This window comes from Pseudomonas viridiflava, from assembly GCF_003702045.1.
Classification (GTDB): domain Bacteria; phylum Pseudomonadota; class Gammaproteobacteria; order Pseudomonadales; family Pseudomonadaceae; genus Aquipseudomonas; species Aquipseudomonas viridiflava_C.
On sequence record NZ_RBTP01000066.1, the window covers coordinates 184,205 to 197,818 of the forward strand.

Annotated in this window: 18 protein-coding genes; 7 read left to right on the forward strand and 11 right to left on the reverse strand. The window is 60.4% G+C overall.

What is annotated here, in order from left to right:
- Positions 1-86: 86 nt before the first annotated feature.
- The 9 genes from ALP40_RS20575 to nrdR all read right to left on the reverse strand — a co-directional run bounded on the left by ALP40_RS20575 (position 87) and on the right by nrdR (position 6,782).
- Positions 87-506: an MFS transporter gene (locus ALP40_RS20575; RefSeq protein ID WP_122210020.1), complete on the reverse strand. Its 420-nt coding sequence runs from the start codon at positions 504-506 to the stop codon at positions 87-89.
- The gene (ribA, locus tag ALP40_RS20580; RefSeq protein WP_122210021.1) at positions 503-1,120 is read right to left on the reverse strand and encodes a GTP cyclohydrolase II; all 618 of its coding nucleotides are present in this window, start codon (positions 1,118-1,120) and stop codon (positions 503-505) included. The genes ALP40_RS20575 and ribA overlap by 4 nt, the downstream gene beginning before the upstream one ends.
- 150 nt (positions 1,121-1,270) lie before the next feature.
- Positions 1,271-2,236 carry a thiamine-phosphate kinase gene (thiL, locus tag ALP40_RS20585; protein WP_122210022.1) on the reverse strand — a complete coding sequence of 322 codons (966 nt, stop codon included), beginning with the start codon at positions 2,234-2,236 and terminating at the stop codon, positions 1,271-1,273.
- Between the two features lie 16 nt (positions 2,237-2,252).
- The gene (nusB, locus tag ALP40_RS20590; protein ID WP_122210023.1) at positions 2,253-2,750 is read right to left on the reverse strand and encodes a transcription antitermination factor NusB; all 498 of its coding nucleotides are present in this window, start codon (positions 2,748-2,750) and stop codon (positions 2,253-2,255) included.
- On the reverse strand, positions 2,747-3,223 hold the full coding sequence (gene ribE, locus ALP40_RS20595) for a 6,7-dimethyl-8-ribityllumazine synthase (protein ID WP_002555427.1): 477 nt from the start codon (positions 3,221-3,223) through the stop codon (positions 2,747-2,749). The genes nusB and ribE overlap by 4 nt, the downstream gene beginning before the upstream one ends.
- Before the next feature lie 129 nt (positions 3,224-3,352).
- Entirely contained in the window at positions 3,353-4,444 is a 1,092-nt protein-coding gene (gene ribBA, locus ALP40_RS20600) for a bifunctional 3,4-dihydroxy-2-butanone-4-phosphate synthase/GTP cyclohydrolase II (protein WP_122210024.1), read from the reverse strand.
- Positions 4,445-4,465: 21 nt separating this feature from the next.
- A complete protein-coding gene (locus tag ALP40_RS20605; RefSeq protein WP_122210025.1) occupies positions 4,466-5,128 on the reverse strand; it encodes a riboflavin synthase in 663 nt (220 codons plus the stop codon).
- A gap of 47 nt (positions 5,129-5,175) precedes the next feature.
- Positions 5,176-6,321: a bifunctional diaminohydroxyphosphoribosylaminopyrimidine deaminase/5-amino-6-(5-phosphoribosylamino)uracil reductase RibD gene (gene ribD, locus ALP40_RS20610; protein WP_122210026.1), complete on the reverse strand. Its 1,146-nt coding sequence runs from the start codon at positions 6,319-6,321 to the stop codon at positions 5,176-5,178.
- On the reverse strand, positions 6,318-6,782 hold the full coding sequence (gene nrdR / locus ALP40_RS20615) for a transcriptional regulator NrdR (RefSeq protein ID WP_083182360.1): 465 nt from the start codon (positions 6,780-6,782) through the stop codon (positions 6,318-6,320). Before nrdR ends, ribD begins: the two co-directional genes overlap by 4 nt.
- A 180-nt stretch (positions 6,783-6,962) precedes the next feature.
- Between nrdR and ALP40_RS20620 the strand changes: the two genes are divergently transcribed.
- The 3 genes from ALP40_RS20620 to trxA all read left to right on the forward strand — a co-directional run bounded on the left by ALP40_RS20620 (position 6,963) and on the right by trxA (position 9,115).
- Positions 6,963-7,412 carry a YbaY family lipoprotein gene (locus ALP40_RS20620; protein ID WP_122210028.1) on the forward strand — a complete coding sequence of 150 codons (450 nt, stop codon included), beginning with the start codon at positions 6,963-6,965 and terminating at the stop codon, positions 7,410-7,412.
- Positions 7,409-8,065, forward strand: a complete 657-nt coding sequence (locus ALP40_RS20625; RefSeq protein ID WP_122210029.1) for a methyltransferase — start codon at positions 7,409-7,411, stop codon at positions 8,063-8,065. Before ALP40_RS20620 ends, ALP40_RS20625 begins: the two co-directional genes overlap by 4 nt.
- Before the next feature lie 177 nt (positions 8,066-8,242).
- Positions 8,243-9,115 carry a thioredoxin gene (gene trxA, locus ALP40_RS20630; RefSeq protein WP_122210030.1) on the forward strand — a complete coding sequence of 291 codons (873 nt, stop codon included), beginning with the start codon at positions 8,243-8,245 and terminating at the stop codon, positions 9,113-9,115.
- Positions 9,116-9,166: 51 nt separating this feature from the next.
- Here the strand turns inward: trxA and ALP40_RS20635 are convergent, their stop codons facing one another.
- Together ALP40_RS20635 and ALP40_RS20640 are read right to left on the reverse strand one after the other, a co-directional pair.
- A complete protein-coding gene (locus ALP40_RS20635; protein ID WP_122210031.1) occupies positions 9,167-9,517 on the reverse strand; it encodes a hypothetical protein in 351 nt (116 codons plus the stop codon).
- A gap of 61 nt (positions 9,518-9,578) precedes the next feature.
- Positions 9,579-10,001, reverse strand: coding sequence for a nuclear transport factor 2 family protein (locus ALP40_RS20640; protein ID WP_122210032.1), 423 nt, complete (start codon positions 9,999-10,001; stop codon positions 9,579-9,581).
- A gap of 262 nt (positions 10,002-10,263) precedes the next feature.
- On the opposite strand from ALP40_RS20640, the gene ALP40_RS20645 reads away from it, so the two are divergent.
- From ALP40_RS20645 to ALP40_RS20660, 4 genes are all read left to right on the forward strand, one after another.
- The gene (locus tag ALP40_RS20645) at positions 10,264-10,857 is read left to right on the forward strand and encodes a DUF2796 domain-containing protein (protein ID WP_122210033.1); all 594 of its coding nucleotides are present in this window, start codon (positions 10,264-10,266) and stop codon (positions 10,855-10,857) included.
- A 69-nt stretch (positions 10,858-10,926) separates the two neighbouring features.
- Positions 10,927-11,637, forward strand: a complete 711-nt coding sequence (locus ALP40_RS20650; protein WP_122210034.1) for an ABC transporter ATP-binding protein — start codon at positions 10,927-10,929, stop codon at positions 11,635-11,637.
- Between the two features lies 1 nt (position 11,638).
- Positions 11,639-12,904, forward strand: coding sequence for an ABC transporter permease (locus tag ALP40_RS20655; protein ID WP_122210035.1), 1,266 nt, complete (start codon positions 11,639-11,641; stop codon positions 12,902-12,904).
- Between the two features lie 8 nt (positions 12,905-12,912).
- A complete protein-coding gene (locus ALP40_RS20660; RefSeq protein ID WP_122210036.1) occupies positions 12,913-13,437 on the forward strand; it encodes a DUF3299 domain-containing protein in 525 nt (174 codons plus the stop codon).
- The last annotated feature ends 177 nt before the right edge of the window (positions 13,438-13,614 follow it).

Consider the following 13,614-nt stretch of genomic DNA (forward strand, 5'->3'; position numbering starts at 1 on the left):
CGCGTGAAGATTGGATGCATGTCCACGTAGAGTATGGGCGCAATCAGTGTCGAGGCGGAGCGTAGGCACAACCTCAACAACTGCCGTCAGCCTAACTGTCGCGGAATCCGGTACAGGTACAGCAACACCACGCTCGAAAGCGCCAGCAGGCAGACAGGCAAAGGATGCAGGCCGAAGAGCACGGCAATGGCGGCTGTCCAGGCGGGAAGCCCGGCGTAGAGGAAGGCCAGACGTCGAACGGCAGCAAGGTGAAGCCAGGCTGCGGGCTCCTGAGGGGTGTCGAGTGCGGCTTGAGTGGTGACCAAGGCACGCTTGTAAGCGCCAAATGGCTTGAGGCTGACGAACATCGAGCCCACACCCGCGATGAACAGCGGCAGGGCCAGCACGGTCATCATCGGTTCGTTGCTGCCGAAAAACAGGCAGACGACCAGCAACGGCGCGAGGGTGAGGCCGAGCTGGCGCCACCATGCCATCGCCAGTCGCTGGCGAACCTGACTGCGCGTCAAGCCGGCCCAACCTCACTCTGGTGCTCGTTGCCCATCATATGGCCCAGCTTGCCGGCCTTGGTGGCCAGGTACAGCTTGTTGTGTGGATTCTGACCCGTGTGCAGCGGCACGCGCTCGGCGACCTTGATGCCCATGTCGGTCAAGGCTTTCACCTTGCGCGGGTTGTTGGTCATTAAACGCAACGACTCGACACCCAGGTGCTGGAGCATCGGCAGGCAAATCGCATAGTCGCGCTGATCGGCGGCGAACCCCAGACGCTCGTTGGCTTCAACGGTGTCGGCACCCCCATCCTGCAGCTCGTAGGCGCGGATCTTGTTCATCAGGCCGATACCACGACCTTCCTGACGCAGATAAAGCAAAACACCACGGCCTTCTGTGGCAATGGCGCGCATGGCGGCTTCAAGCTGAGAACCACAATCGCAACGCTGGCTGAACAAGGCATCGCCGGTCAGGCATTCGGAATGAACACGACCCAGAACAGGGGCGCCATCTGCAACGTCCCCCAGACTCAGGACAACGTGTTCACGCCCGGTTGCCGACTCGATAAAGCCGTGCATGGCAAATTCTGCAAAAGGTGTGGGCAGTTTGGAAGCGGCGACAAATACGACGGGCACCGTGTGCTCCTAATCAGTATGAAGACTGGAAATTCGCAAGATTTGCATTGTAACAGCAGGTTCCTGCAGACGCTTAGGCTGAATTCTCGGGCATTCAGATCGTAAAGTTCGATCGATAGAACCCGATCGAACCCCAAACGGGCGGGAGATTCACGACCCACCCCGGAAATGCTGATAGCCGCGGGTTGCGGGCGTGACGTCCTGTCCGTCGCCATCGATCAGCGCAACGCCCTGCCCCGCCACGACTCGACCGATAACATGCACCGGCCATCCGGCATCGAGCAACCCTGCCAGATGCACGGGCGGCAGCGTGAACGCCAGCACGTAATCGTCACCGCCACTGAGGGCCGCCTGCAGAGCGGCCTGGGTATCGAGAAAAGTCCGCAGTTCGGCGGACATCGGTAGCGTGTCACCCTCGATCAGCAGCCGAACGCCCGACGCCTTGGCAATGTGTCCACAGTCGGCGAGCAGGCCATCGGAGATGTCCAGCGCAGACGTCGCCTTGCCACGCAGCGCTTGACCGAATGCCAACTGGGGCTGGGGCGACCAATAGCGCTCCAGCAACGGTTCACCCAAGGCGGGCTCAATGCTGCGCTCACCCAACACCAACGGCAAGGCGCCCGCAGCGTCACCCAGCGCGCCACCGACACACAGCAGGTCACCTTCCCGTGCGCCACTGCGTGTCAGCGCCTGTCCGGCAGGTACGCCGCCGAACACCGTCAGGGTCAGGCTAAGCGGCCCACGGGTGGTGTCGCCGCCAATCAGGCTCAACGAGCAATGCTGCGCCATCCGGCTCAGCCCGAAGGCAAACGCTTCAAGCCAGTCGATCTCGACATTCGGTAAGGTTAACGCCAAGGTGAAGCCGACAGGACGTGCGCCCATTGCCGCCAGATCACTGGCAGACACCGCCAGCGCACGCTGTCCAAGCAGAAACGGATCGCAGACTTCTGGAAAGTGCACCCCGGCAACCAGGGTGTCGGTGGAGATCGCCATCTGCTCGCCAGGCGGCAACGCGAGCAGCGCGCAGTCGTCGCCGATGCCCAATACCACATCTTCGCTCGCCTGCGCACAGGGCGCAGCAGCGAAGTAATGACGGATCAGCTCGAACTCGCCCATGAAGGTCAGGCGCCGATCAGCGCTTGTGAGCCTTCACTTCGACTTCACGCAGGCGCGGTGCCAGCTTGTCCAGCACGCCATTGACGAACTTGTGGCCGTCAGTGGAACCGTACACTTTTGCCAGTTCGATGCCTTCGTTGATCACAACGCGGTAAGGCACGTCGATACGCTTGAGCAATTCGAAGGTGGACAGGCGCAGAACCGCCAGCTCGACCGGATCGAGTTCTTCGATGGTCAGGTCCAGGCAAGGCGACAGCGCGGTGTCGATCTCGGTCTTGTGGGTGGCCACGCCGTGCAGCAGCTCACGGAAGTAGGTGCCATCGACATTGCTGAAATCGTTGTCGACACGAAACTGTGCTTCGATTTCGTTCAGCGAATGCCCCGCCATGTGCCACTGATACAGGGCCTGAGTCGCCATCTGCCGCGCTTCACGACGCTTGGCACTCTTGCCTTTGGCGGCTTCGGGCGACTTGGCATCGCGCGGGTTGAACTGATCGGTGTCGTCGGAAATCACTTGGCCTCCAGCTGCGACAGCAGACTGACCATTTCGATGGCGGACAAGGCAGCTTCAGCGCCCTTGTTGCCAGCCTTGGTGCCGGAACGCTCGATGGCTTGCTCGATCGAATCGACGGTCAATACACCGAAGGCGACCGGAACACCGAATTCCATAGAAACCTGAGACAGGCCTTTGACGCACTCACCGGCGACGTATTCGAAGTGCGGAGTGCCGCCACGAATCACCGCGCCCAGGGCGACGATGGCTGCGAACTCGCTGCGTTGCGCCACTTTTTGCACAACCAGTGGAATCTCGAAAGCACCCGGCGCACGGATGATGGTGATGTCGCTTTCGCTCACGCCGTGGCGTACCAGCGCATCAACGGCACCGCTCACCAGGCTTTCCACGACGAAGCTGTTGAAACGGCCAACCACCAAGGCGTAGCGGCCTTGGGGGGCGATGAAGGTACCTTCGATGGTCTTCAAGGTCATTCGGTGAGTCTCGTATTAAAGAGCAAGCCCGCCTTGAGGCGGACTTTGGAGGATTTTAGGCCACGAATCACAACTGCCAGGCCGATGGACACGAAAAACAGGCTTTCGCGTGCATCGACCTGCCGGTATTTATTCGGAGGGCACGTATTCTACAACTTCCAGATCGAAACCGGATATCGCATTGAACTTCATTGGTGAACTCATCAGGCGCATTTTGCGCACGCCGAGGTCTCGAAGGATCTGCGAACCCGCGCCGACAGTGCTGTAGGTCGTCGGCGTCTTGATCGGCTGCTGCCCCGCCGTTTCGCGGATATGAGCCAGCACCACGTCGCCATCCAATGGATGGCCCAGCAACAGAACCACACCGCTGCCTGCCTTGGAGACCGCGCTCATGGCGGCTCTCAAGCTCCAGCGGCCCGGCTGCTTGACCATCAGCAGGTCGCGCAACGGGTCCATGTTGTGTACACGTACCAGCGTGGGTTCTTCAGCGCAGATCTTGCCCAGTGTCAGCGCCAGGTGGACATCACCTTCGACCGAATCACGGTAGGTCACCAGGTTGAAATGACCCAGTTCGCTGTCCATTGGCTGCTCGGCAATCCGCTGAACGGTACGCTCGTGGATCATTCGATAGTGAATCAGGTCGGCGATGGTGCCGATCTTGATGTCGTGTTCGAGGGCAAATGCCTCCAGTTCTGCACGACGCGACATGGTGCCGTCGTCGTTCATCACTTCGCAGATCAGGCCGCTCGGTTCGAAACCGGCCATCCGCGCAAGGTCGCACGCAGCTTCGGTATGACCGGCACGGGCCAGCGTACCGCCCGCCTGGGCCATCAACGGGAAGATATGACCGGGGCTGACGATGTCGTCGGCCTTGGCGTCTTTGGCGGCGGCGGCTTGCACAGTACGCGCACGGTCTGCTGCGGAAATGCCGGTGGTGACGCCTTCGGCGGCTTCGATGGACACCGTGAACTTGGTGCCGAAACCAGAACCGTTGCGCGGCGCCATCAGCGGCAGCTTCAGGGCTTCGCAGCGCTCACGGGTCATCGGCATGCAGATCAGGCCTCGGGCAAAACGCGCCATGAAGTTGATGTGCTCAGCCTTCACGCACTCGGCGGCCATGATCAGGTCGCCTTCGTTCTCGCGGTCTTCGTCATCCATCAGGATAACCATCTTGCCCTGGCGAATGTCTTCTACCAGTTCTTCGATACTGTTGAGCGCCACTCGGCACCCCCTTCAATCAATTCAGGATTTGAGGTAGCCGTTCTCGGCCAAAAAGCTTTCGGTGATGCTCCCGTGACCCGGCTCTGCGGCCTTGTCGCCCAGCAGCAGACGCTCCAGATAGCGCGCCAGCAGGTCGACTTCCAGATTGACCTTACGGCCAGGGCGGTAGTCGGACATGATGGTTTCGCTCAGCGTGTGCGGGACGATGGTCAGTTCGAACTCGGCGCCGTTGACCGAATTGACGGTCAGGCTGGTGCCATCGACCGTGATCGACCCCTTATGGGCGATGTACTTGGCGAGCTCCCGGGGGGCGCGTACACGAAACTGAATGGCGCGGGCGTTATCTTCACGCGAGACGATCTCGCCCACGCCGTCGACATGGCCGCTGACCAGATGGCCGCCCAGACGCGAGGTTGGCGTGAGGGCCTTTTCGAGATTCACGCGGCTGCCGGACTTGAGGTCGACAAACGCGGTGACGGTGAGGGTTTCGCGGCTGACATCGGCCCAGAAGCCGTCGCCAGGCAATTCAACGGCGGTCAGACACACGCCGTTGACCGCGATGCTGTCGCCCAACTGGACGTCGCTCAGGTCGAGCTTGCCGGTTTCGACATAAACGCGGACATCGCCGCCTTTAGGGGTCAGGGCGCGAATGCTGCCGATGGAAGCGATGATGCCGGTAAACATGAGTCCTCCTGGAGAACAAGGGCTTCGCGCTTAGCGAAAGTCGGGAATTATACGCCGGGTACGGCAACAGGGAGAGCAATGACTCTCCAGTCATTTCCCACAGCGCGCATTTCTACAATGTTCAGCTCCAGCGCTTCGCTCATCTGCGCCAACGGCAGATCCAGCAGCGGCCGCGCAGAGGAGCCCAGGAACTTGCCGGCGATGAAGAGTTGAAACTCGTCGACCAGTCCCATACGCGTGAAGGCGCCCGCCAGTCGCGGGCCAGCTTCAACCAGCACTTCGTTGACGCCGCGTGTGCCCAGTTCAGTGAGCAGCTTGCGCAAATCCACATGACCTGCGCTGTCAGCCATCGCCACAATTTCGTGGCCTTCGTCGTGATAACGGCCACGGGCCGACGCAGCGGCGCACGTGGCGACCAGCGCGCTGCCTGCCTGGAAGAAAGGCGCGTCCAGCGGCACACGCAGGCGACCGTCGACCAATACCCGCAGTGGCGGGCGGGCAGCGGCCAACGCACTCAGTTCGGCACTCAAGCCCAACTCGTCCGGCCGCACGGTCAGACGGGCCTTGTCAGCCAGCACGGTATCGGCGCCAGTCAGCACCACGCTCGATTGGGCCCGCAGACGCTGAACAGCCGAGCGGGCTTCGGGACCGGTGATCCACTGGCTTTCGCCACTAGCCATCGCCGTTCGACCGTCCAGACTCATGGCCAGCTTGACCCGTACGTACGGCAAACCGATTTCCATGCGCTTGATGAAGCCCTTGTTCAACGCTCGCGCTTCGGCTTCAAGCACGCCGCATTGAACCGCGATGCCGGCAGTCATCAATCGCAGCAAGCCGCGACCGGCGACTTCAGGGTTGGGATCCTGCATGGAAGCCACGACCCGCGCCACCCCCGCATTGACCAAGGCATCGGCGCAGGGCGGGGTTCGGCCGTGATGGCTGCACGGCTCAAGGGTAACGTAGGCGGTTGCGCCCCTGGCCTGCTCTCCTGCCTGATGCAGCGCATGGACTTCGGCGTGGGGCTCGCCTGCACGGGCATGCCAGCCTTCGCCGACAATCTGCCCGTCGCGCACGATGACGCAGCCAACCCGGGGATTGGGGTGTGTGGAATACAAACCCTTGCGAGCCAATTCCAGCGCCCGGGCCATGTAATGAACGTCCAGAGCAGCCTGTTCAGTCAGCAATGCACTCATTCCTTGCCTGGCTCACGGGCCAGGCGATCGATTTCTTCACGGAATTCATTGAGGTCCTGAAAGCGCCGGTAAACCGAAGCAAACCGGATATAGGCTACTTCGTCGAGCTTTTGCAGCTCGGCCATGACCAACTCGCCGACCACCAGGGATTTGACTTCACGCTCCCCCGTGGCCCGCAGCTTGTGCTTGATGTGCGCCAGCGCCGCTTCGAGGCGTTCGACACTGACCGGACGCTTTTCAAGCGCGCGTTGCATGCCCGCGCGCAGCTTCTCTTCATCGAAGGGCTGGCGGCTGCCGTCGGTCTTGATCAGGCGCGGCAACACCAGCTCGGCGGTTTCGAACGTGGTGAACCGTTCGCCACAGGCCAGGCACTCGCGACGGCGGCGTACTTGTTCGCCTTCGGCGACTAGGCGGGAGTCGATGACTTTGGTGTCATTGGCACCGCAGAAGGGACAGTGCATGGTGGCAGGCAACAAAAGAATGGGGAGCGCCATGTTAGCGCATCCCGCTGGCAAGACAAGGCTTGGGGTTTACGGTATATAGACGCGCAACATCGTGATGTGAAATTGCCCGAGCTCGGTAATACTGCATCGGTATCCGGCGTCGTACAGCCTTTCGTTTTTTGTCTTGTGGAGCTCCTGATGACGCTACGCCCCCTTTTTCTGCTCGGACTGCTCGGTTTGCTGGCCGCGTGCAGCAGCAATGACGCACCCAAACCGGTCCCGGCCAAGCCCGTTGCGCCTGCAATCACGCTGCCGACCGGCCCTGGTCCTCTGCAGCCTTATCAGCGCGAATTGAGTGGTCAACTGCTCGGCGTACCCGCCGGTGCCGAAGTCGAACTGGCCATGCTGGTGGTCGATGAACGCAATCGTCCGCAAAAACTGTTGACCAGCACCAAGCTGCAAGGCAACGGTCAGTCGCTGCCCTTCCAGCTGCGTTTCAACCCGGAAGCCTTTCCAGTGGACGGCCGTGTCGAACTGCGTGGCCGGGCCAGCAAGTCGGGTCAGTTAATTTTGCATCTACCGTCAATGCGCATTCAGCAAGCCACCACTCAGGCACTGGGGCAGTTGCAATTCGTCAAGGCGCCATGATCGCCCCGCCACACCTTCAGCAGGCGCTGCACGAACTGCTTGGCGATGCCCGACTGGTCGTGACAACGCTGCCGCAGACCACGCTGAAGCTCTGGCTGATCGACGCTGACAACATGGACCGCGCGTTCAGCCCCGATGAAACCCGCCGCATTCTGGAAGAGCCGCCTTACTGGAGCTTCTGCTGGGCCAGCGGGCTGGCGCTGGCACGCTTTCTGGCCGAACAGCCTCAGTGGGTGAAGGGCAAGCGCGTGCTGGACTTTGGCGCGGGTTCAGGCGTCGCGGGCATTGCGGCCGCTCGCGCCGGTGCGCTTGAGGTCGTGGCGTGTGATCTTGATTCTGTCGCGATAGCCGCGTGCAAGGCCAACGCCGCCCTCAATGAGGTGCAACTGAGCTATTCGACGGACTTCTTCGCCGAGGCTGATCGTTTCGACCTGATTCTGGTCGCCGATGTGCTCTATGACCGCGCCAACCTGCCATTGCTCGACCACTTCCTGAGCCGGGGTCGTGAAGCGCTGGTGGCGGACTCCAGAGTTCGGGATTTTCAGCATCCTGCTTACCAACGCCTTGGAATGCTGCACGCGCTGACCCTGCCCGATCTGGCCGAGCCGCACGAGTTTCGGGATGTGAGCCTGTATCACGCCGTTCGCATGTAAACAGCACTCACCGCTCCCACTGAGTTTGCTGCGCGACAGCGATACGTCACAGACGTGGTGGGGCCTCCCAGGGCACAAGATGGGTGCGCCACCTGAGCCATGCTCACAGAGACATCCCTTTCAGCATTCTCCTGCGCGCTTTATAGTTGGCGGCATTCAGATTCTCCGAGACGCACAATGAGCCAGGACACTGCTTACATCTTCGATGCCACCACGGCGACGTTCGATCAACAGGTGATCGACAAATCGTTCGACCAACCCGTGCTGGTCGATTTCTGGGCCGAGTGGTGCGCCCCGTGCAAAGTGCTGATGCCGCTGCTGCAGCAGATCACCGAGAGCTATGAGGGCGAATTGCTGCTGGCCAAAGTCAACTGTGACGTGGAGCCGGACATCGTCGCCCGCTTCGGCATCCGCAGCTTGCCGACGGTGGTGCTGTTCAAGGACGGCCAGCCGGTGGACGGTTTTGCCGGTGCCCAGCCGGAATCGGAAGTTCGCAAGATGCTTGAGCAGCATGTAGTCATGCCACCGCCGCCTGCTGCCGACCCACTCAAGCAGGCGCAGGAACTGTTCGCAGAAAGCCGCTTTGCCGACGCTGAAGCCATGCTCAAGGTCGTCTTGGGCGAAGACAACACCAACGCGGCGGCGCTGATTTTGTACGCGCGCTGCCTGGCAGAACGTGGCGAGCTGAGTGAAGCGGGTCAGGTGCTCGACGCGGTCAAGGGCGATGCCCACAAGGCCGAACTGGCGGGAGCCAAGGCGCAGCTGACCTTTCTTGCCGAAGCAGCAACCCTGCCGGATGCCGCCGAGCTGAAAAGCCGTCTGGCGCAGAACCCCCAAGACGACGAAGCGTCCCATCAACTGGCTATCCAGCAGCTGTCACGTCAGCAGTACGAAGCGGCGCTGGACGGGCTGCTCAAGCTGTTCATCCGCAATCGCAATTACGCTGAAGGCCTGCCGCACAAAACGTTGCTGCAAGTGTTCGACCTGCTGGGCAACGACCATCCATTGGTCACCATGTACCGTCGCAAGCTGTTCGCGGCGCTGTACTAAGCCTGTTCCGGCTCTGGTATCCAAAGGATGCCAGAGCCGGCCAGGTTTATGTCAGCTCGCAGCGACCCAACTGTACAACGGCGCATCCGCCCCGCTCTCCACCTTCACACTGGCGCAATGACGCAGGCGCACCAACAAGCGTTTACCGGCCGTCGTACTACCCGCCACGCCTTCCAGTTGCGCCAGCAGATCCGGCCCACTCATCTGCCCGGCCTTTTGCAGAAGGTCCTGCGCGACCTGCCAGGTTTTATCGTCCTGATTGATCGGCCTGCTCTCGACGGCTGCCGCCGCTTCAGGCGCTGACGCCTTCAACTGCGCGCCCAGTTGAGCCCAGTCGCCTTCGTCCAGTTCCAGGGTCAAATCCACTGGCCATTGGCCTACGGTTCCACGAATACGCAACATGATGTGTACCTGCTGACAGTCAGGTGCACATGCTCCCACACGTGGGCGCGCATTCCCACGCTCAGTCGCACAGCCAACGGCTCATCAAAGAGTCATCGCCCATCATGAAGCTGCCGAACGCCCTGACGTCGTAGACGTTCTCCCAATGCTCGACAATCTTGCCGTCGCGAAAGCGCCACAGCCCGCAGAACGGCATGGCGATTTTCTTGCGTTCACAGGTCGCGCGCATATACCCCATCACCGATCCGAAGTGATCGTCGGCGACGATCTCATGGACATCCATGTACAGGGTTTGCCGGGTGTGCTCGATCAGGTCCAGTTCATGGTTATGCACGGATCGCTTGCCGATGATCACGGAAAGCCCGCCGCGGGCGCCTCGGTCTGCCTTATGCAGCACAATATCGCTGTCGGCAAATTCGGCAATACGGGTCAGATCCTTATAGATCGCGCGCAGGGTTTCAACGTTGGGATGCAGTTTTCTCATGAGGTTTCGTCCTTGATGCGTCACCTGTCCTTAGGGGCATTGCAGTCACTGAAGACGCATCCGGCATCGAAGCAGTGGCTACCTCTTTCAGGGTAGAGCCTGTCGACCTGCCCTATGAGAACGGTTAGGAATAATCCGCTACCCGGCTATTCCGAGCGGCAAGCCGGGCAACGTGAGCCGAGAAAAAACACCTCACTCGGCAGACGTCTTGTTATAAGATCACATAACGATTTTTCTCAAGACTGTTGCTCCGGAGTCCGTTATGCGCCGTTTGCTACTCGCCCTGCCCTTCGCCCTGCTGCCACTCGCCGCCGCCCACGCGGCTGAAGAACACGATCATGACCATGATCACGGTGCGGAACACGGCAGCCTGGGCGCTCATGAACACGGTGTCGGGCGTCTGGACGTGGTGCTGGAAGGCAAGACACTGGAGTTCGAATTCGACAGCCCGGCCATGAACATCGTCGGTTTCGAGCACGAAGCGACGTCCGCTGAAGACAAGGCCAAGATCGCCAAGGCTCGTGAATTGCTGCTCAAGCCCAATGCGCTGTTCAGCATTGCCGATGCCGCCAACTGCTCGGCCACCTCGGTCAAACTGGAAAGCCCGCTGTTCGGCGACAAGGATGACGATCACGAAGAGCACGCCAAAGACGGCGATGCGGACCATCACGAACACAGCGAAATTCATGGCACCTACAAATTCGTCTGTGATGCGCCAGCCATTTTGAAAAAGCTGGACCTGTCGCAGATCTTCAAAACATTCCCCGATACCAAGAAGCTTCAGGTACAACTGATCTCGCCAAGCGGCCAGTCGGGCGCGGAAGTGATTGCAGCGAACCCAACGCTGAAATTCTGATAGCCCCATGCGGCACAATGACCGGGCCTGGCCCGGTCTTTTAATTTTCAACCGAGCGTGAGTCAGACCATGACCCAAGCACTGATCGAACTGTCCGACCTGAGCTTCAACTGGCCGGGGCAGCCGCAGCTTCTGGACATCCCCGAATTTCAACTGAAGACTGGCGAAACCCTGTTTCTCAAAGGTCCGAGCGGCAGTGGCAAGACCACGTTGCTGGGACTTCTGGGCGGCGTACAGACACCCACCCGCGGCAGCATCCGCTTGCTGGGGCAGGAGCTGTCGGGCCTTTCGGCTGCGGCACGAGATCGTTTTCGCGTGGACCATACCGGCTACATTTTTCAGCAGTTCAACCTGCTGCCGTTTCTGTCGGTGCGCGAGAACATCGAGCTGCCCTGTCACTTCTCCAGGGTACGCGCCGAGCGTGCGAAACAGCGCCATGGCAGTGTTGAAAAAGCGACGACCACTCTGCTGACTCATCTGGGTCTGAAAGACCCGGCCATGCTGATCCGACGCGCCGATTCGCTGTCCATCGGCCAGCAACAACGTGTCGCGGCGGCCCGCGCATTGATCGGCCAGCCGGAGCTGGTCATTGCAGACGAGCCGACGTCCGCGCTGGACGCCGACTCGCGTGAAGCGTTCATCCGCCTGCTGTTCGCCGAATGCCGCGAAGCCGGTGCAAGTTTGCTGTTCGTCAGCCACGACCAGAGTCTTGCACCGCTGTTTGATCGCAACCTGTCGCTAAGCGATCTGAATCGCGCCGCCGTTGCCGTGGAGGTTTGAGATGTATCTGTTTCGTCTGGCCATCGCCAGCCTGGCCAACCGCCGCTTCACCGCGTTTCTCACCGCCTTCGCCATCGCGCTGTCGGTCTGCCTGCTGCTGGCCGTGGAGCGCGTGCGCACCGAGGCGCGTGCCAGCTTCGCCAGCACCATCAGCGGCACGGACCTGATCGTCGGTGCGCGCTCCGGCTCGATCAACCTGCTGCTGTATTCAGTGTTCCGCATCGGCAACGCCACCAACAACATCCGCTGGGACAGCTTCGAGCACTTTTCCCAAAGCAAGCAGGTGAAGTGGGCGATTCCAATTTCCCTGGGCGACTCGCACCGAGGCTATCGGGTGATGGGCACCAACGCCTCGTACTTCGAGCATTATCAGTTCGGCCGCCAGCAACATCTTGAACTGGCCGAAGGGCGTGAATTCAAGACTGATCCGTTCGAGGTCGTGCTCGGCTCGGAAGTCGCCAAGGCACTGCATTACAAACTGGGCGACAAGCTGGTGCTGTCTCATGGCGTGGCGACAATCAGCCTGGTCAAACATGACGACAAGCCGTTCACGGTGGTCGGTATCATCAAGCCCACGGGCACACCGGTCGACCGTACGCTACATATCAGCCTGGGCGGCATGGAGGCCATTCATATCGATTGGCACAACGGCGCGCCAGCGCGGGGCAATGAAAGAATCTCGGCCGATCAGGCGCGTAACATGGACCTCACGCCCACAGCGATCACGGCATTCATGCTCGGCTTGAACAGCAAAATTTCAACCTTCAGCCTGCAACGGGAAATCAACGAATACCGCGGCGAGCCGATGCTGGCGATTCTGCCGGGCGTGGCCTTGCAGGAACTGTGGAGCCTGATGGGCACCGCTGAAAAAGCACTGTTCGTGATTTCACTGTTCGTGGTGTTGACCGGCCTGATTGGCATGTTGACAGCGATTTTGACCAGTCTTAATGAACGACGCAGGGAAATGGCCATTCTGCGCTCGGTAGGCGCCAGGCCCTGGCACATCGCAAGCCTGCTGATACTCGAAGCTTTCGCATTGGCACTGGCAGGGGTCGTCAGTGGCGTTGCACTGCTCTATATCGGTATCTTCGTGTCTCAGGATTACGTCATAAATACTTACGGTTTATCCCTCTCGCCTATGCCACCTGGCCAATATGAACTCAAGCTGCTGGGTGGCATTCTCGCTTGCGCGCTGTTGATGGGAACCGTGCCAGCCTGGCGAGCCTACAGGCAGTCACTGGCAGATGGTCTGTCGATTCGTTTATGAGGACCTTCATGATGCGGCGCATGCTACTCACTTTGCTGTTCTCGGTTTGCACTTCGGTGTGGGCCGCAGAACCGCGTGTACTGACCTGGGCCGAGATGATTCCGCCTGATGCACCTGTCGTGAAGCCGGTGACCACACCTATGCACGATTTGTCGAAAATGTCCGATGCATTGGCGATGGAACAGGCGCCTGCGGCCGCCCAACTGGCCCCGCATGCGCCGGTGGTCAAGGCACTGGATGGCAAGCAGGTGCGTTTGCCGGGCTATATCGTCCCGCTGGAGGTCAGTGAGGAAGGCAGAGTGATTGAGTTTTTGCTGGTGCCGTATTTCGGCGCCTGCATCCATGTGCCGCCGCCGCCGGCGAACCAGATCGTGCATGTCACGAGTGAGCTGGGTGTGAAGGTCGATGAGCTGTATCAGCCGTACTGGATCGAAGGACCGATGCAGGCCAAGTCGTCCACGAGCGAGTTGGCAGAAGCGGGTTATCAGATGCAGGCAGACAAGATTTTTGTCTACGAATTGCCAGATACATGAGGAGAACGGGGGTTCCCAGCGATTTTATTGAGCTGAGTCAAAGTCGCCGCTCGACAGCGCTTTAACATTCCGCCCATAAATTTTGACTGATTCCTGGAGCCTCTATGAACAAGCATTTGCTTCGCGCCTCTCTCGTCGCGCTCGCCGTCGCCGCCCCCGCCGCCGCCAACGCGTATG